This window comes from Dulcicalothrix desertica PCC 7102 (assembly GCF_003991905.1).
Taxonomy (GTDB): domain Bacteria; phylum Cyanobacteriota; class Cyanobacteriia; order Cyanobacteriales; family Nostocaceae; genus Dulcicalothrix; species Dulcicalothrix desertica.
The window spans coordinates 1-18,734 of the sequence record NZ_RSCL01000035.1 but is presented as its reverse complement, the minus strand read 5'-3'; the positions used below and the strand labels follow the sequence as shown (position 1 = coordinate 18,734).

Below are 18,734 nucleotides of genomic sequence, written 5' to 3'. Positions count from 1 at the left end.
GTCGTTCTGTAACAGGTATTTAACTCTTTTTTCAAATAGTCAGCAGTGCCACCACAAAAAAGAATTTCTTCAACATCAAGCGGGATAACCTGAGAAAGCCAACTTGTTAAGGCAGTGGCGTATTCATGGCGAGCAAACTTAATCGCTTGCACAAGCTTCATTAACTCAGCGGAGCGTCCCTGAGTAGTTGTAGAACGTAACAAACGCATTAAAGGACTCTGATCAATATCACTTCCAGAAATTGCAACTGCCCCGGTTAAACGTTCTACTGCTTGCCCCGCAGTTGCAGCAACCACTTTTTCTAGCATTCGCACCATGCCTAAATCTGAGGTTTTACCATCTCTAGATACAACACCTCGATGGGCAATTAGTACTGATGCATTACGATAACCAATCATTGCCACAGCACAAACTTTTTGTTTGATTGCTTCCCCAACGCGCTTTTGGTGAGATAGATATATACCTGCTCCTTCTGGCAAGCAATGAAAAATAACACATTCAACTTGCATTTTGCCACACGGTACAAGGTAATCGGATAAGCTTGCACAAACCAATTGTTCAAATATCGCTTTGTTTTCAAACTCTCCAGGTGGAAGCAAGACAGAAAGGGCGATTCTGAACTTGCGCTCTAGGTTAAGTTTTTCTTTAATTACCCAAATTGCAGCTAGTGTTTTGTGAACTGCGCGCTCGTATTTAAGTTCAACAAGTCCAGCATTCGCGTGATACTTGCTCTGTGCCAGATATCCAACTGCTTTTGCCTCATTATTGACAAACACCCACGCGCGGTTCTCCGGTTCAGTCGTCCCCATCAGATTTTGTTCGTAATTTTTAATTGATTCCAGCGTTACCGAAACAACCTCCGGTTCCATAAATAATGAAGATGCTTCGTAACTCTCATAAAGCGAATAAATTCCTTTTGTGCCACTTCCTCCAAAGTCGAGAGCGATAATAACGAGAGGAGATGAGTCAAAATTATTTGTTTTTAAAGTATTTATACTCATGAAAAATCCCAAAAAAATAATAATTTGGAGCCACTTGGAGCCTACTTATAAATAAAACTAATGGATTTTGCATTTTTCTAGGCGTAAAAGTTGGCTCTATTTGGCTTTATTTGGCTCCATTTGGCTCCAGTTGTAGTTTTGCTCCTAAAATGCTTGCTGTATAGGTTTGAGAGTTTTTTAGGTAGGCTACTAGGCATAATTTTTGCATTTTTGGTAATTAGCTTGGTTTTTATCTACGAATTTCGTATTTATTTTTGAATTGTATTTTCCAGGCGCCGTCAATTAAAAAAGTGGAACTCACTACACTTTTATAAATCGACATTTTCTGAAAAATAATTCGGGTTTTACGAATTACAGCCAAACTTGCCTCAAAATTCACCTCTTGTAAAACCTCTCTGCCGTAGAAATGTTGGAGTATTAGCGGAACTTATCAAAGCCTGAAACAATAAATAGCTCATATCTTCCCTTTGTCCTATCATTTAATTTCTTTCTTACTTTGTGTTAACAACTTCAGTCTAATTACTTCAATATTGCGCTGGGTAGATTTTGTACTTCGCTTTAAACAGGTTAAAATCAATGGTATAAAATAATGGATGTTAAAATTTGGGGTTTACGTGTCACAACAAATACTTAATCGTCTTGAGTATTGCTAAAAGGCAACAGTAGCTCTTATTGTGAGAATATTGGCTACGTACAATTACGTTTAGAAAAACTTATATATAAAAATAATTACAAGCAATACATGCTTAATCGATATGCAAATCAGCATATATACACAATTGCAAGGCTTCAAAAGTAACTTAAACACAATAAGTAATTACGTAAATATCAATTATTGTTTGGCAAAATATTTAAATTGCTTATATACCTAATCAATCATAATGCGATACAAATATAAGGAATAGGTTACTGACACTTTCCTAAAAAAATAGAGGTAATTATGGAATTATGTCTTTTGCAATTTGTCGCATTCAAAAAATAAAATCTTGGGGGCAACTAACAGCTCACTCAGAACACGCTACCAGAACGCGAGAAACTCCCAACGCTAATCCAGAAGTGGAAAATATTCAAATTGTTGGGAATTTGGACAACCTCGATTTGGGTACTCTAGTTAAAAACAAAATCGGTTCGCAAAAAATTCGCTCAAACGCAGTTCTGACGGTGGAAATGTTGCTTAGTGCTAGTGCAGAATATTTTCGTCCTCATGCACCACATGAGGGTGGAGTTTATGATAAAAGGCGCCTAGATAATTTTATCGATGCTGTTATTAGATGGTTAGATTCTTCTTGGGGAGACAGAGTTGTTCAAGCGGTGCTTCATCTTGATGAAATTACACCCCACGTTCACGCTTATCTCGTACCGTTGGATGAACAAGGAAAGCTTAGATGTAAAGCTTTGTTTGGGACTCTCCATCAAATGTATCAGTTGCAAAATAGTTTTGCTGATGCTGTTGCACACTTGGGAATAGAGCGCGGTATTAAAGGAAGTTTAGCGACTCACACTCAAGTTAGAAAGTATTACGCGGCAGTTAATCAGGATTCTCAAATTCTCAATTTGGAACATTGTCTCCCCCAACCTACTGCACAGGAAACGAGCGAGTCTTATCGGCAAAAGGTAATTGAGATATTGAGTCCACAGTTAGAGATAATTAATTACCAGTTAAACGAACGGTCACGTATTCTCCAGCAAAAAGCTGTTCTTAAGCAAACCGCATCTAAGAGCGAACAGTTACGTAAACAGCTAGAGAAAGAATTACGTCTACTGCAAGCAACCAGTGGTCAGCCAGATTTACCGTTGCCGCTTGTTGCTTATGAATTGGGAGCAAATCACTATAAACAAGATGATAATGCGCTGTCTTTGGTGATGCGGGTTAACGGGTATAACTTTGATGATGCAGTAGTTTGGTTGCACGACCGCTTTGGCGAACAAGGTATGTTACACGCAGTGGCTAATCATGCTTTAACCATTGCACAGCAAACTCCCTCGCAATTGTTTGTGGCGCCTACCTCTTCAGCTAACCATTGGCATGAAGTTGAGCGCTACCTAGCACAACAGCGCGCGCTTCCCCAACAATTATTGCAAACACTTCATCAGCGCTCTTTAGTTTATGCATTGGTAACAGGAGGCGCCGTATTTTTAGCACGAAATCTCTTGAATGAGCCAACAGGAGCGTATTTACACGCACTTGGTAGTAATACTTTCAATCTGTACCCGTCGAGCAAACGCTCATGCGGTTGGTTTCACCTGAGCATAGGTGGAAAATTCGATGAACCGATAAAAGGCGCCATGCTGGTATCGGAACCAATCGAAGCATTATCCTTAGCAGTTTTGAATGCTCCTCACCAACACAAAACTTTATATCTAGTTATTGATAGTCAATACTCTCATCTGCCTAAAGAATTTCTTGAAAATCTACCGAATGTGGTTGTGGCAACAAATCGCGAAACTGCAATCGCAGTATGTAAAGTTTTACCAAATGCAACACGCTTAGAGCCAAAAATAACTTGGAATCAACAATTGCAACAACAAGGAGGCAAAAACCATGCCATTCTGGAATCGCAGACAAATGTTTCTGACATCTCTTATTATCAGTAGTAGTCCTTTCGCTTACTTGTTCGGAATGTTCTTGTTAGGAGCATTCATCAGAATTTACCTTTGGCTGACACCACCCAAAAAGCATGTTGAAGCACCAAAACCAGAACAACTAAAAACAGCTATCGATAATGCTAAGTGGGGTTATCAAGTTATGGAGGCAGATTTGTTAGGAATTAGGGATAGCCGATCAGAACGTTACAAAGCTAACTGCAAAAAGGCTTTACCCTACTTCAAGAAAGCAATTTCTCTAGATTCCAACCTTGGTTTAGCCTATCAAGGACAAGGCATGAGTTTGATTTGCCAAAACAGCAAAGTGTTGGGTCGTCAGTCACTTAAACATGCCAAAAGCCTATATTTACAGCAAGGAAACAACAGAGATGCTGAAGAAATCGATTTAATTCTCAAATTAAAAAAGTAATCAAATGGTTTTAATAAACGCTTGTGGAAAATTTTCCATAAGCGTTTTTTTGCTTTTGAGCTTAGAATCAATACGCATAGTTTATACATTCTATAACTAGAGTCAAATAAATAATTTCAGTTAGTATAACAACCAAAATATTATTGATGCTATGTATAGACTCTTGTTTAGGAATATAGTTAGATTTTACAATTCAGTATACTAAGTCTGTTTAAGAACCAAGCACTTAATTTTAGGTGCTGTATACAACTACCACAGGTTGCAAATAATTAGCGAAACTCAATAATAGTAACAACTACCACAGTTATTAACTTTAATGTAAGATTAATTGATACTTGCATTATATACATCTTTTAACCAGCTAATAGCAAGTTACTTAATTGACAATAGAGTATAAAAATAGTATTTATACAATATTAGCTACGTATATTTATTGAGATATTACGCTAGTTGATGTAAATAAAATATCTAACAATTGATAAGAATAGCTTTTATTTAAATAAAAATTCAATTTTGTTTGTAAACCTTTTGATGGTTTAAAAATTTTAAGCTAGTATAAAGTTATATAAGCTTTAGTTAAAGCTAAATTAAAGCTTGTTTTTCTGACATGTATTATCCTCTCTTGATGAATTGAGGTAGTGCAATAAGTCCACACTATTATTCAGGGTGCGCTCCACACTCATATGCATCGTACCAGGGTGTAAAAATAGATTCCCTTAAATTAAAAGCATAACCAGACATTATTGTCTGGTTTTTTGTCACAGGCTCTCGGAATGATACAAGGAAAGCGATTCTTCTGGAAACAATAATTTATTAAACAAAGGAAGTTCCCTAACTATGAGTCGAGCAAGAAATACAAAACCCAAGAATAAACAAAAGCGTAAGGAACAAAAAATGTCATCACTGCCAAAAGTAACTAATACTTACTGGCGTTGGCAAAACTACACTTGGGCAGCTTTTCAATTACCAACTGGAGTTAAGGTTATGAGTGCCAGAAAAATGGCGCTATTAGTTGACCAACCTAAACGCCAGGTGCAGGAGTTTATCAAATCGAATCAGCTAGAGACAATGACTGTTGAAGTTCCCAATGGTATAGAAACTCAAGTCTACCCTCTTACAGTCGGCGCCGTTTATTTGCATGAATTATTGGGTAGTGGCTATATACCTAAGAATCTACCCCTAAGCCCTTATGAATGGGCAGAAGTAGCATCGGCTTTGACTAATCCGCAACTAGGAAACTCAGTTACCCTGAATTCATCCTATTTCACTGGCAAATACCGAGTAGTACTAGCCAAGTCATATCAGATTGAATTAGAAGGTAATATCAAACTTGAAGTACTAGTAGATTCAGCTGGAGAATATCGTATTGCACATAATGAAGGGCTGAAGTGTATTAAATCTACCCCTGATTGGTTAATCCAAAACTCACAACGAAAAGCAAAGATTTTCTCAATATTGGAATTATCCAAAGACAATGTAGAATGCCGTGTACAAACTACTGGAGGAGTAAAAAGTGTGTACGCACTCACATTACAAGAATGGTTATCCATATGGGTACACTTCGCAAATCAAAAAAATCAAGAAGCAACTAAGGTTTTGAAAGCTTTTGCATTGAAAAATATTCAGGCTCGAATTGCTTCTTTAAGTTCCCAAAACTGATTCAAGTTAAATAATTGGCAATTCGTAGATGGGAAAAACTTATTTACCAATAACGCTTGTGGAAAATTTTCCACAAGCGATAAAGCTCTAAGTATACTCAGGACTGCTTAGGTTTTCGATAATTGCAGGTTAGGGCGCCTGCCACCGTGCGCTCCGGAGCAAATTGGTGCCACTCTTATTTTAGGTACAGTTCCTTGGAGTCAAGCTGCGCTTATTCGTACTACCGTACTTCCAAGGGCAAGTTAGCATCTCAATGTATAAGGATCGAAAGCTAGAAATATATAGTTGTGCTGTTCTAAACTTGACTTCTATATCTACATGTTTAATTACAGTTGCTTCTGAAGATAGTTTTGTAAATCAAGCAGATACACTGTTAGCAGTTGAGTTTGAAGTTACAGCATTGATACTATTCAAAAGTACGACGACAATCGACAGCGGCAGTCAACAACAACGGGAAATCTCTGATGTGTTGGCGGATTTAGTATGAATGGACTTTTACGTACCTGAAAATTTGAGTAGTTATTTTGGAATTAATTGGATATGAAGGTCAGCAAAGTGCCAGCGTAATTGCGGAATACATCAAGAGTGAAACTAGCAGTTCATTTGTTTTAAAGCTAGAGCAGAGCGGGACTAGTAAAAGCTTAACCAACTATTAAGATTGCCCCTTTAAAGGCTGAAATTGTGCCCTAAGTATCTAAATTTACCAAGAATTCATTAAAATCAGCCGTTACATTGTTTTCGCGTCTGGGTACTATAAGTGAGGAAAGGTTTTTGTTACAAAACTTAATCTCCCCTGTTTTAAGTAAAAAATGAGTGCTGCGAATGCTGAACCAACTGCTGATTGGCGCCAACGGGGTCATCTCCCTATGCTATTTTATAATTGCTTTTTTAATCCTCTTACCGTTTTTGCACGGTCAGCAGAAGACTTCGCTGGTACTGGCAACCATTTGCGTGTTTTTCAGTTGTGCCTTCGGACACGGCTTACACGTTCTGATGATGCTCTCTGACAGTCAGTATTTAGTTCATCAATCTTCTTCTCTACTTAAACTACAAATCGGGGTAGATTCAGTCACAGCAGTTGTTGCCATAACCTATATTGCCCTGCGCCGTTACTTTTCGTTTCTGGTGGACGCGCCGCTCTTGCTCACCCAAGCCCAAGCCAAATTAGCAGTAGCGAACGAGGAATTGAAAAACTTAAACCTAAAATTAGAAACTACAGTCAGTCAGCGCACCCTTGAACTGGAACAAGCCAATAGTATGCTAGCGGCTAAAACATTTGAATTAAACAATACAATCACTGCCCTCAACCGCAGCAATATCTTCCTCAAAGCCCAACAGGAAACGGGAGTGGACGGGATTTTAGTAGTCGATGAACACGATCAAGTGGTGTACTACAACCAAAATTTCTATAAAATCTGGCAAATCCCAGAGGAATTGGTACAGCAGGGAGATGATAAAAAAATCTTGGAACTGGTGGTCAAAAAGCCCCTGCATGAGCAAGAATTTATCTCTAAAGTCAATTATCTGTACCAAAATCGCGAACTGGTCAGTAGAGATGAAATCCTGCTCAAAGACGGACGCACCCTCGACAGATACACCGCCCCCATTTATTCGGAAAGCGTTTACTACGGGCGCATCTGGTTCTTTCGTGACGTAACGGAGCGTTATTTGGTGGAGGAGGAACTGCAACGCTCCAAAGAGTTTTTACAACTCATCATCAATGTTATGCCTCAGTTTATTGCCTGGAAAGACAGAAACTCCGTGTATTTAGGCTGTAATCAAAAATTGGCGACTATTGCGGGAGTAGAAAATCCGGAACAGATTATTGGCAAAACCGACTACGATTTAGCCTGGAAGAAAGAAGAAGCAGAGTTTTTCAGAATCTGTGATCAGCGGGTAATGGACTCCAACCAAGCCGAGCTGCACATCGTTGAACCTCAGCAGCAAGCTGACGGTAAACAGGCGTGGCTGGATACCAACAAACTGCCCCTGCACGATAAGGACGGTCAGGTGATCGGAGTTTTGGTTGTCCTAGACGATATTACCGAGCGCAAAGAAGCAACCGACGCTTTGCAAGCTTCCCAAGAACTATTAAAACAGAAAGCAGTTGAGTTAGAAACCACCCTTTCTGAACTGCAACACACCCAAGTACAGTTGATTCAATCGGAGAAAATGTCGGCTCTCGGTCAACTGGTCGCAGGAGTGGCCCACGAAATCAATAATCCTGTGAATTTTATCTATGGTAATTTAGCCCACATTGGCTACTACGTGCAGGATTTAATCAGCTTGCTTAACACCTACCAAGAAGAGTATCCAACCCCTGCTGCTAGCGTGCAGCTTTGCATCGAAGAAATTGACTACGAATATCTAATTAGCGACCTGCCCAAACTTTTATCTTCTATGAAAGTTGGCGCCGAGCGCATACGGGAAATCGTTTTGTCTCTGCGTACTTTCTCCCGCCTCGATGAAGCGGAGATAAAAGCGGTGGATATTCACAAAGGCTTGGATTCCACACTCTTAATTCTGCAAAATCAACTTACAACCAAAGCCGGAGCAGAGATTAAAGTCGTCAAAAACTACGCCCTGCTGCCAGAAGTGGAGTGCTACCCCAGTCTGTTGAACCAGGTGTTTTTAAATATCTTATCCAACGCTATCGAGGCTTTAGCGACAATCGATACAAGCGGTTGCCAAACCAGGGACAGTCAAATAGTACCGACAATACAAATCACTACTGAGCTAGCCAGCACCAGCAAACAAGCGCTTATCAAAATCAGTGATAACGGCTGCGGTATTTGCGAGTCCGCCAAGGCTCAGATTTTTAATCCCTTCTTTACCACCAAACCTGTGGGGCAAGGCACGGGTCTGGGGCTTGCTATCAGCTACCAGATAATCGTGGATACCCATAAGGGGAGTTTGCAGTTTAACTCTAAACCCGGACGGACGGAATTTATAATCTCTATTCCCTTGGTGCAGGAGGGGTAATTTTATCAGTATTTCATAAATGCGGTATAAGTTAGCGTTTGGACAGGTATTTTCCAATCCTGGCATTAAGGTGCGTATAGTTATTTTGCAATTATACTAAGAAAATAAGCTAATTCAATGAGAGCAGGGGCTTAATTGAGAAAAACGCGCTAAAAAAGTTAATTTTGCTCAAAAATGGGGAATTATAAATTAAGAATTTGTATATACCTAAAATAATCAAATGTTGAACTTACAAGACTCAAGCCTTGAAAAAGAGCTATTTTTTCGCAATGTTTATGATAATGTGGAGTACATCATTTTTGTGATTGAGGTCTGCCAAAACGGGGAATTCCGATGGGCAGGCTGGAACGCAGCAGCAGAAAGAGCCACTGGTTTATCGAGCAGTTACGTTGAAGGTAAGACCCCCGAAGAATGGGCTGGAGTAGCAGAAGGAACAGTTATTCGGCAAAGAATTATTCATTGCCTTAGTACGAAAGCGCCATTTACTTACGAAGAATGCTTGACCTTCCACACGCAAAAAAGTTGGTGGCAGACCACTCTTAAACCCTTGCAAGATGATAGCGGAAACATTTATCAACTTATAGGCACAACCCTCAACATCACCGCTTTAAAACTGGCTGAACAATCTTTACAAGAATCAGAATATCGTTTCCAGCAATTATTTGAACAAGCCGCTGACCCAATCTTACTGCTAGATGCTAAAGGATTTGTTGACTGTAATCAAGCAGCTATTAACCTGTTTGGATTTTCAAGCAAAGGGCAACTATGCTCTCTGCACCTAGCACAAGTATCCCCCCAGTTTCAACCTGATGGGCAGATGTCGCTTCATAAAATCAATAAAGCCGTTGAACAAGCCGTTGACAAAGGTAGCTATAAATACGAGTGGATATTTCAGCGCCAAGGAGACCAAAATTTTTGGACAGAGGTGACATTAACTTTAATTCCCTACAAACAAGAATCAATCCTACATTGTGTTGTTAGAGATATTAGCGAGCGTAAAGCTACTCAAATGGCGATTGAACAAAAATCTCAGGAACTCGAACAAGCCTTACAAGATTTACAACAAGCTCAATTGCAAATTATCCAAAATGAGAAAATGTCTGCCCTTGGTAATTTAGTGGCTGGGGTTGCTCACGAAATTAATAATCCCATCGGTTTTATTGCTGCTTCTTTGGAACAAGTAAAACCTGTAATGGCTGACATTACTGAACATTTAAAATTATATCAAAACAGTTTACCCAATCCAGATCAGCAAATTCTTAAACATGCTCAAGAAATTGACTTGGATTATGCTCTAAAAGATGTGCCTGAAATTATTGACTCAATGCTTATAGCCTGCGAGAGGTTAAAAAATATTAGTATCAGTTTAAGAACTTTCTCGCGTGCAGACCAAGACTACAAAGTGCCATTTAATTTAAGCGAAGGCATTGACAGTACCCTTCTAATTCTCAAGCATCGTCTTAAAGGTAATCATAAATGCCCAGTAATTCAAGTTATTACCGAGTATGGTGAGCTACCTAAAGTCGAATGTTACCCTGGCAAATTAAATCAGGTGTTTATGAATATTTTAGCCAACGCTATTGATGCTTTAGAAGAATCTAATAGCCAAGAAAGTTTTGGCAATGGCACCAAGGCCAAGCAAATTGTAGTTAAAACTTCAGTTGAAAATAACTATGCCAAAATATCAATTGCTGATACTGGCAAGGGAATGAGTGAAGAGGTAAAACAGAAAATATTCAATCATTTATTTACGACCAAAGCAGTTGGGAAAGGTACTGGTTTGGGACTCGCTATCGCACGGCAAATCGTGGAAGAAAAACATGGTGGAGAGATTACAGTCAATTCTACACCTGGTCGAGGTTCTGAGTTTGTAATTACTTTACCTATTTAACTTCTTAACTAGGCTTTTTGCAAGCATACATACGACAAATAGTAGAACTGCACTCATGAATCTATAAAATACAATTAATGCAGATGATTAAAGCGTTTTCAACGCTTAGAGCTAACAACTTTCTGTCAAGTTAAATCAATACCAATTTGTAACTGCTACCCCAATTAATAATAATTATCATAGTGGCTCGTTTTAACATCTAGAACCCAGGAAATTTAAATACTTAATACTATAGAAATGCCAAATTAACTTTTATCTTATTGACACTAGCAGTTTTTACGATTATTTTAGGGTGGTATAAATGACAAGCTGACCTACGCAGAAGGGTGCCAATTATAAAGAATTAATCTGGTAATTGCCGCCTTTCTTGTACGCAGCCCAAGCGCGCAGTAGAATTAGAAAATGGCTGTTTTACTTAACTAAAACCTCCTAACAGGCAACCCAGGCTCTATATGTCTTTTCCTCTGGTTCTTGCGTTTCCACCGATACACCATAGAGAATATTAAGTAGTTTAGATACCAACTGACTGCAACCGTCTTTCTCCTTGAAAATGGTTTTAGCTATTGCTTGAGCTTCCTCAAAGCCTACCCCCAACATAAGTGTCTTGGCCAGCTCCTCGTTTACAGTCTCCAGTTCCTGCCTTGTCTCCACTAGCTCCCGTTCCAACTGATTTATAAGTAATTTTTGACTCTCCAGTACCTCATGTGAAATTTCCAACTCTTCTCTGGCAGCCGATAATCCCTCGTCTCTGTAGTTAATTAGTTGAATCTTGTCAATAATTTGACTGGTTTGAGGTTCATACATACTTTAGGGTTGGTGTAGTCAAGATTTAAGTATCAGTAAAATAGAAGGCGAAGTCAGAAAAAATGCTAAAGATTTTGGCAAACCTGTAATTGGCGCGCGAGTGCGGGTTTATACTCCCCCGTGTTTCCTGGCAACGCTGGGCTTCTAACACCTCTACTTGCTTTATTAAAACCAGAATTATACAGTAATTGCTTGCATGAGGTCAAAACTAGATTCTCTAGTACCCAAAATGCTGGTTTATGACTTGATTGCCGTGAATATGCTGTTAGAGCTGAATAGCCTGATGTTTTGCAGGACGGCTGTGCTTCTGAATTTGTAGGTAAAAGTCAAGACTACATAGCGAAACTTATTGAAATACAAAAGTAAAGTTATTTGAAGTTTAGTATTTAGTTGACACGTAGGCATGAATACCCATCGCCTTCAAGCTCCGACCGCGCAACTACCTTGCGAGATAGAGGCTCCTAGGACATTTGTATTTACTAGGTTTTTATTGCAAAGTAAGAAATCGGCGCCAAAGTTGATCCTACTCACGATTTTGATGTAAAAAATTGTGTTTTTTTCTTGACTTTATGCCTATATTTTTTGTAGACGGAAGACATTTATTTACCAGTAACGCTTATGGAAAATTTACCACAAGCGACAAAGCTCTAAGCACACTATTCAAGACTGCGTAGGTTTTGGACAATTATAGGTCAGGGCGCCACCTTCAGTACTCTTAATCTATGTTGCTCCTTGTTTTAAATCTTGCGCTCCCAAGTTCCTTGTGTTGTGCGTTTCCCCCTCCCTTACAAAACCGTGTCTCTTCGACCTGACAAGTGGTGCGAGTTACTGCACTAACGAACGTACCAAGCCTGATTGCTGCTCTATCTAAAAATTCTCGTGTTTTTAGTTATTATTTGTAATATCACAACTACACATGATATGCACTGAGAACAATATTTTTATCCGGACTGTATACAAATTCAACTTGTGGATATTCGCGCTTGAGACCACCATACCTTGATTCTTCCAAATGAGCGCTGGCGCCGTTCCTACTTTATAATATTCTGCATTAATCATTCTTTCAGAGAATTCGGTTTTGCTTAAAGTTATAGTGGTAAATGCTGCTAACCCTTGTATCGTATTTTTGTCAAGCGTCATAGCTACCCTGATACGTTGTAAATATTTTGTATCCTGGTAGGACTAATGCAATTCCTATGGAACTGTGAATCATACCAGGATATCTGTAAGGATTATCATCAGGTATTGCTCCACCAATTCTAATAATAAAATATGGACTCCAAAAGTATAATCCTGGTATCAATAAATCCATGCTATAGGTAATTGCACGATTTTTTTCCTGTTCATTGATTAATGCTTGTTTCGCGTTCATTTTCACACTTGTTTTGAATGTTTGTTTATTATACTGCTGCACGCGATTTGAAAGTGCTGTTTCTAGTGAGCGAGCCTACTCGTTTTACGCTCACCCATATTATATATGGCTGCCAACCGTACAGCATTAGATATATGTTTAATATTGTACCTAACAGTATTAATACTTAACCATGTAGTTTATGCTTTGCCAACAGCATCTATTACTACTTGCACTTTTATATTGACAGAGTTGGCAGTATAAGCATAAGCTAACAGTGTTAGCTTTTAGGAATTTAAAGCGTTTAACATGAGTCGTCCTAAAGGGCAAGGCTTAACACCTGTAGTGGTTGTGGAAGCTGCAATTGCTTGTCTTGAAGCCGAAGGTGAATCAGCCTTGGGTGTAAACAGAGTTGCAAGAGCTTTGGGAATTAAACCGCCATCAATTTATAAACACATTGATGGCAATGCTGCTTTGCGTCGATGTGTAGCATTGGAACTTTGGCAAAGGTTTCTAAGGGAATGTCATCAGCATCACAGTCTCAGCGATTCACAAGCCATAATTCGAGCAATTGCTTATACAATGCGTCACTTTGCTCAAAAGCATCCTGCTTTGTATACAGTGATGACACGAACTCAATTATCACTTTCTGACTCAGACTTTGCACCAATAGCTCAAGAAATTTTGAGCTTCTACAACAAAGCACTGGCACCCTATGAATTTGAGGAAGCAGAACTTATTGATGCAATTCGGATGATTCATGCTGGCTTATTAGGATTTATTGAAGCTGAAAAAGCAGGCTTATTTACACTGTCACGCTCGTTAGATTTAAGTTTTGAGCGGATGTTGAACGCACTAATTGAAGCACTGCAATCAAAAGCATTTAAACCTTAACTAAACTTAAAAACAAGGACTCAACCTACTAAAGTCTATGCGCGCAGTGGGGCATTTTCACCGTAATCATCATGAATGAACTTGTATTTTTACCTGTTTGTCAATTAGCTCAAGGAATTCGCGACCGCACGTTTTCCTCTGTCGAAGTTCTGGATGCACATCTAGCACATATTGCTCTTCATAATCCAAAATTGAATGCGATCGTGACATTGAATGAAGCACAAGCAAGAAAACAAGCTTTTTCTGCCGACAAAGCATTAGCATTGGGTGAATCCTGGGGCATTCTACATGGTGTCCCATTTACCTGTAAAGACCTCTATGCAACGGCTGGTGTTCGCACCACTTGTGGTTATGAACCGTTAGCCAATTACATTCCTCCAAAGGATGCAACTGTGGTTGCTCGGTTAAAAGCAGCAGGCGCCATTCTCTTAGGTAAAACAAATCTACCCAAACTTTCTCAAGGATTTCAAACCGATAGTAAACTACTTGGTCGAGCTAATAATCCTTGGAATATTAACTATACACCTGGCGGTAGTACGGGAGGTGGGGCAGCAGCTGTTGCAGCAGGGTTATCACCTTTGGAACTTGGTACTGATGGCGGAGGTTCCATACGAATTCCACCTCACTTTTGTGGCATTTTCGGCTTAAAACCCACAGAAAATCGAGTCCCACTATCAGGAGCGCTATGGGAAATATTAGGAACATTACGCTGGCGCCATCAGGCAACACCAGGTATTTTGGCACGGTCAGTATCAGATTTAAAGTTAGGATTAAGCTTAATTGAGGGGGGAGATGATCAAGACTGGCAAGTTCCTCCTGCACCACAAGAGACAGTTGTACTGCGTCCCCTATCGCAGTGTCGCATTGCTTGGACAGATCAATTTGGCGCCGTATCTGTAACAGCAGAAACACGTTCGCTACTACAGCAATTTGTCTCAAAGCTACAAGAAACTGGATGTCATACAGAGTATTGCCAGCCAGCTAATTTTAATTTTGAGCAAGCAGTGGAAACTTTTGGAGAAATAGCAGGAGCAGAATCTCTAGTTGCTTCCTCAGTAATTGAGCAACTTGGCTACCAAATGATGTCACCGTTGGTTTTACTCACAAAGCGACGTGGACTATTGCGGGGATTTGTTAAGAATACGGGCTTAAGTTTAAAAAAATATGCACAAGCCTTGGAACGGCGTGATAGCTTTATTGCTAATATGCAATCATTTTTGACTCAGTGGGATGCATGGATTTGTCCTGTTACACCTGGCGCTGCTTTTACTCATCGTGATGTTGGTAACGGTTTCGGCGCCTCATTGCCAGTGGATAATCAAAACTTACCATATTGGACATGGGGCACAACTTACACGGCTGTAACAAGTCTTACCACTAACCCAGTAGTAACAATCCCCATAGGAAAAACCGTTCTAGGTTTGCCTGTAGGAATACAACTAGTTGGTCAACGATGGCGGGATATGCAATTGTTAGCAATAGCTGAACAAATTACAGAAATATCAGGCTCTTGGGAGGCGCCATTTGGCTTTTGATCTGTTGGAAGATGAATTTACGGTATCGGATGTAGTTTATAGTCACCAAACTTGAAGCACTTGGCGAATAGATTCTTTTGCAGTCGAAATTGATTCAGAGCGAGAACCCTGAGTTACATTATTCGCGTATACAAACTGGATATCCTTTATACCAAAAGAGCCAAATATAGTTCGTATGTAAGGTTCATGAAAATCAAAGCTAGCTTTTTTGTGAATTTGGGCTATAGTCGGCGCCTCTAGAAGTAATTACAAGCATCTTTTTCCCTTCCTTAACTAGTCCATGCAACCCCGTTTCATCAATGGTGTAAGTACGTCCAGGGCGAATCAGATGCTCAATATATGCTTTAAAAACAGCAGGAACGTTAAACCCATACATTGGAACGGCAAAAACATATCGGTCAACTGATAAAAACTCCTCTAAAACCATTTCTGATTCTTTCATCGCTTCTTGCTGTAAAGGATTATATTCTTCAGGCAACAAATCCATCGCTTTTACCCAAGTAGAGTTTATATATTGCACTGGTTGTTTAGCTAAATCTCGATAAATTATCAAATCTTCGGGGTGGCGTTCCTTCCAAGCATTAATAAACTTTACTGAAAGCAGACGTGATGCTGAATTACTACCGCTGTAACTCGAATCTATATGTAAAATTTGCGACATAATTTTATCTCAATGTATGTATAAACACACTGTATCGAAGTCGCATACCCCTTGTCGTACCTATTCTTGCTAATATAGTCACGTTCTTGCGGTTTTTAGAAATTTTCTCGAAAACTTGTCGGATTTACTCCTGTCAAACGTTTAAAATGTCGATTTAGATGCCCAAGGTGCGCGAAACCACAAGTTAAAGCAACTTCCGTAACAGATAATTCTCACTGTTGAAGTAATACTTTGGCTTGTTCTACACGCTGGTAAATTACATATTGATGCGGTGTCATACCTGTTGTTTGCTTAAATAGTCGAGCAAAGTGAAAAGGGCTAAGTGCCGCACAGGCTGCTAATTGAGATAAGCTTAAATTTTCTGCTAAGTTATTAAGAACGTATTCGGTTACTTCTTTTATCTGTTTTTGGGAAAGTCCGCCCGTTTTAGTTAGTTTTGGTGGGATATTGCAACGGCTTAATAAATGAATTGCGCTCTTAGCGTGCCATCGACTCGACATATAACAGACACCCGCTTCCATCTTCCAAAGAACTTTTTAAGGATAATGCCATTTGTAACACTAATTTATCAGAGTTAAGTAGAAGTGGAAATTCTCTAAAGCTATCTTTAAGCCCAAGTTCGACACTAAGCGTTTGTAAAAATGATGGCTCAAAGTAAAGCTGTAAAAATTCTGTTTCTCTATCCCACCGAAACGTTTGCCACTTTTCGGCATTATAAAAACTCATATCTCCCCAAGTCGAACGAGCCTGAGCAGACGAACCTTCTATACATTGTTCTAGAGTAACGGCGGTGCCAAGGTTGATACAAATAATGTCATACTGTGAACGATGAAGAGGTATTTCAGCTTGCTGGTGTCGAAACAAAGCCAATTGTATATCCTTCCATCCGGCATTTTGGCTTGATAGTAAAGGTGGCTGTTTCAATCTAAATGGTAAGTCATCTACAACAAACATTTTTACAGTACCTCCGCACTGCAAATCTAATTTCTCTTCTGTTGGGATAATCGTATTATAACAGCGAACGGATTAATACCAGTGGACAGAGATATTATGGATTGATTACAATATTAATAATTTTTATTATAAAGCCCGCGTACTGTATAGTAAGGAAGTCTTTGATAGATTCATAATGTAAAATTACTGTTACATAAGTAATTCCACACCCAAAAGCTTAATTTATGTTATCTAGCAATAGAATTATACTTAACCCACTTTCCGAAGCTGATCTCAATCTCATGATATTAATGAATGGTGATGCAGAAACCATGAGATTTGTGGGTGGAACTGGGACACCAATCAGTAAAGTTCAAACTTTTATTCAAAAACAAAAAATCCATTTTGAACAACATAATTGGGGCTGGATGGTAATTGAGACTCGGCAGACTGAGAAGATTGGTTTTGTCTTTTTACAACCTTGTTCACGATTATCTGAAATAGAAATAGGCTACCGACTCTGCCGCAATTATTGGGGTCAGGGTTATGCAACAGAAAGTGCAAAACTGCTATTGTCACACGCGCTTACCGAGCTTCATTTAAATCCAATTGTTGCTGCAGTTGACCCGTTAAATACTGCATCTGAGCGAGTATTGCAAAAAATAGGTATGCAATACTGGAAAGATATTGATTGGGAAACAACGCCAAGTGGTTTTGCACGTTGCTATAAAGCTCCTTAGTTTGATTATATTGATATTTGCAGCTTTGTAATTTTTTGCTTCTGTGCGATATTATTTTAAATCTAGCTTTAATTAATCAGCAGGTGTAAGAGCATGGGTAAAAACAAGCTGATAGCTTTTGGGTGGTACGGTGGTAAATTTAGTCACCTTGATTGGCTCTTACCTCTTTTACCCGAAGCTGTGCATTACTGTGAACCATTTGGTGGTTCAGCAGCAATTTTACTCAACCGCAAGCCAGCAGACGTTGAGACATATAATGATATCGACGGCGAGGTTGTAAATTTTTTTCGTGTACTACGCTCCGATAAAGAAAAACTAATAGAGGCAATTGGCTTAACTCCGTTCTCACGCGAAGAATTTGAGGTTGCGATTTCCCAAATTACTCCTGATATATCTGACTTTGAGCGAGCAAGGCGATTTTTTATTCGGGCAAGGCAAGTCAGAACAGGTTTAGCACAAACAGCTAGTCTAGGGAGATGGGCACATTGTAAACTAACATCGCGCGCTGGCATGGCAGGCGCCGTTTCTCGGTGGTTGGGAAGCGTAGAAGATTTACCAGAAATTGTGCAGCGACTTCTACGAGTACAAATAGAAAACGATACAGCGATTAAAGTTATTCAACGTTACGATAGTGAGGATACATTATTTTATTGCGACCCTCCTTACCCTCATGCCTCAAGGGGAGACAGTCAAGCATATGCTTATGAGATGACCGACGAGCAGCATCGAGAACTTGCAGAACTATTACATAATATTAAGGGTAAAGTAGCAGTTTCTGGTTACAAATGTGATTTAATGGACGAACTTTATGGTGACTGGAAAGTAATTATGGCGCCCGAAAAAGTCTGTCATTCTACAAAAGGTTTGCGAACCGAAGTATTGTGGGTTAATTATAATATTAATATTCTTTCTCAAAAAGCTGCTGTATCACACTTATCTGGAAACTAAATATTAACTAGAATCTACCTCATAAAATTGTCTATTAATTTAAAGAGGATGATAATCTGAACATTGATAATACTTGTAATAAAATTAACTAATGTGGCATTGTTATAGTAAACACAATGCCAACATGAAATTATTCATCTATCAATGTAGAATCAATTACCTTTTTTATTAAAGACAAACGAGCGCGAGCTAATGGACTTTTTTGAAAATATTTTATTGCTAAATCTGAGTTTGTTGGAAAATACCTTATATCTTGCACCTAACGGGTAAACCCGTATAAAGCCAATGACAGAGGGTAAAAATATAACTACAATATAATTTT

The 18,734-nt window shown here is 39.1% G+C and carries 18 protein-coding genes and 2 pseudogenes; 12 read left to right on the top strand and 8 right to left on the bottom strand.

The genetic code is table 11. From position 1 onward, the window contains the following. The coding region (locus DSM106972_RS43995) for a ParM/StbA family protein (protein WP_148129273.1) at positions 1–1,001 on the bottom strand (1,001 nt) is incomplete at its 3' end. 948 nt (positions 1,002–1,949) lie between these two features. Here DSM106972_RS43995 and mobV point away from each other — a divergent pair. From mobV to DSM106972_RS54385, 7 genes and pseudogenes are all read left to right on the top strand, one after another. Further along, positions 1,950–3,596, top strand: coding sequence for a MobV family relaxase (gene mobV, locus DSM106972_RS43990; RefSeq protein ID WP_127086638.1), 1,647 nt, complete (start codon positions 1,950–1,952; stop codon positions 3,594–3,596). Continuing rightward, positions 3,544–4,014 carry a hypothetical protein gene (locus tag DSM106972_RS43985; protein ID WP_127086637.1) on the top strand — a complete coding sequence of 157 codons (471 nt, stop codon included), beginning with the start codon at positions 3,544–3,546 and terminating at the stop codon, positions 4,012–4,014. The genes mobV and DSM106972_RS43985 overlap by 53 nt, the downstream gene beginning before the upstream one ends. 837 nt (positions 4,015–4,851) lie before the next feature. Continuing rightward, positions 4,852–5,673 (top strand): hypothetical protein, encoded by an 822-nt coding sequence (locus tag DSM106972_RS43980; protein WP_127086636.1) that lies wholly within the window; start codon positions 4,852–4,854, stop codon positions 5,671–5,673. Positions 5,674–5,926: 253 nt separating this feature from the next. Then, positions 5,927–6,160, top strand: a complete 234-nt coding sequence (locus DSM106972_RS43975; RefSeq protein WP_127086635.1) for a hypothetical protein — start codon at positions 5,927–5,929, stop codon at positions 6,158–6,160. Between the two features lie 335 nt (positions 6,161–6,495). Next, positions 6,496–8,655, top strand: coding sequence for a PAS domain-containing sensor histidine kinase (locus DSM106972_RS43970; RefSeq protein WP_127086634.1), 2,160 nt, complete (start codon positions 6,496–6,498; stop codon positions 8,653–8,655). 220 nt (positions 8,656–8,875) lie between these two features. After that, positions 8,876–9,274: pseudogene (locus DSM106972_RS55180) on the top strand (PAS domain-containing protein); the annotation flags it as partial. After that, positions 9,254–10,546, top strand: a complete 1,293-nt coding sequence (locus DSM106972_RS54385; protein WP_267901222.1) for a PAS domain-containing sensor histidine kinase — start codon at positions 9,254–9,256, stop codon at positions 10,544–10,546. The pseudogene DSM106972_RS55180 and the gene DSM106972_RS54385, both read left to right, overlap by 21 nt. A gap of 429 nt (positions 10,547–10,975) precedes the next feature. Here DSM106972_RS54385 and DSM106972_RS43960 read toward each other — a convergent pair whose 3' ends face one another. The 3 genes from DSM106972_RS43960 to DSM106972_RS43950 form a co-directional block, all read right to left on the bottom strand. Beyond that, positions 10,976–11,350 (bottom strand): hypothetical protein, encoded by a 375-nt coding sequence (locus DSM106972_RS43960; RefSeq protein WP_127086632.1) that lies wholly within the window; start codon positions 11,348–11,350, stop codon positions 10,976–10,978. Positions 11,351–12,235: 885 nt separating this feature from the next. Beyond that, positions 12,236–12,490 (bottom strand): hypothetical protein, encoded by a 255-nt coding sequence (locus tag DSM106972_RS54380; protein WP_222596613.1) that lies wholly within the window; start codon positions 12,488–12,490, stop codon positions 12,236–12,238. Further along, entirely contained in the window at positions 12,480–12,722 is a 243-nt protein-coding gene (locus DSM106972_RS43950; RefSeq protein WP_127086631.1) for a hypothetical protein, read from the bottom strand. The genes DSM106972_RS54380 and DSM106972_RS43950 overlap by 11 nt, the downstream gene beginning before the upstream one ends. A gap of 105 nt (positions 12,723–12,827) precedes the next feature. Here DSM106972_RS43950 and DSM106972_RS54375 point away from each other — a divergent pair, with 105 nt between their 5' ends. The 3 genes from DSM106972_RS54375 (at position 12,828) to DSM106972_RS43940 (ending at position 15,130) form a co-directional block, all read left to right on the top strand. Continuing rightward, positions 12,828–12,965 carry a hypothetical protein gene (locus tag DSM106972_RS54375; protein ID WP_186538764.1) on the top strand — a complete coding sequence of 46 codons (138 nt, stop codon included), beginning with the start codon at positions 12,828–12,830 and terminating at the stop codon, positions 12,963–12,965. A gap of 45 nt (positions 12,966–13,010) precedes the next feature. Continuing rightward, positions 13,011–13,595, top strand: coding sequence for a TetR/AcrR family transcriptional regulator (locus tag DSM106972_RS43945; protein ID WP_127086630.1), 585 nt, complete (start codon positions 13,011–13,013; stop codon positions 13,593–13,595). 71 nt (positions 13,596–13,666) lie between these two features. Then, positions 13,667–15,130, top strand: coding sequence for an amidase (locus tag DSM106972_RS43940; protein ID WP_127086629.1), 1,464 nt, complete (start codon positions 13,667–13,669; stop codon positions 15,128–15,130). 42 nt (positions 15,131–15,172) lie between these two features. Here DSM106972_RS43940 and DSM106972_RS56085 read toward each other — a convergent pair whose 3' ends face one another. The 4 genes and pseudogenes from DSM106972_RS56085 to DSM106972_RS43915 all read right to left on the bottom strand — a co-directional run bounded on the left by DSM106972_RS56085 (position 15,173) and on the right by DSM106972_RS43915 (position 16,745). Next, positions 15,173–15,280 (bottom strand): hypothetical protein, encoded by a 108-nt coding sequence (locus DSM106972_RS56085; RefSeq protein WP_411675396.1) that lies wholly within the window; start codon positions 15,278–15,280, stop codon positions 15,173–15,175. 49 nt (positions 15,281–15,329) lie between these two features. Then, positions 15,330–15,791 carry an FMN-dependent NADH-azoreductase gene (locus DSM106972_RS43930; RefSeq protein ID WP_127086628.1) on the bottom strand — a complete coding sequence of 154 codons (462 nt, stop codon included), beginning with the start codon at positions 15,789–15,791 and terminating at the stop codon, positions 15,330–15,332. A gap of 95 nt (positions 15,792–15,886) precedes the next feature. After that, a pseudogene (locus tag DSM106972_RS43920) lies at positions 15,887–16,291 on the bottom strand (helix-turn-helix domain-containing protein). Continuing rightward, on the bottom strand, positions 16,269–16,745 hold the full coding sequence (locus DSM106972_RS43915; protein WP_127086626.1) for a hypothetical protein: 477 nt from the start codon (positions 16,743–16,745) through the stop codon (positions 16,269–16,271). Before DSM106972_RS43915 ends, DSM106972_RS43920 begins: the two are co-directional and overlap by 23 nt. A 224-nt stretch (positions 16,746–16,969) precedes the next feature. Here DSM106972_RS43915 and DSM106972_RS43910 point away from each other — a divergent pair, with 224 nt between their 5' ends. Further along, positions 16,970–17,464: a GNAT family N-acetyltransferase gene (locus tag DSM106972_RS43910; protein WP_127086625.1), complete on the top strand. Its 495-nt coding sequence runs from the start codon at positions 16,970–16,972 to the stop codon at positions 17,462–17,464. A gap of 93 nt (positions 17,465–17,557) precedes the next feature. Continuing rightward, a complete protein-coding gene (locus DSM106972_RS43905) occupies positions 17,558–18,412 on the top strand; it encodes a DNA adenine methylase (RefSeq protein ID WP_127086624.1) in 855 nt (284 codons plus the stop codon). Positions 18,413–18,734: the final 322 nt, after the last annotated feature.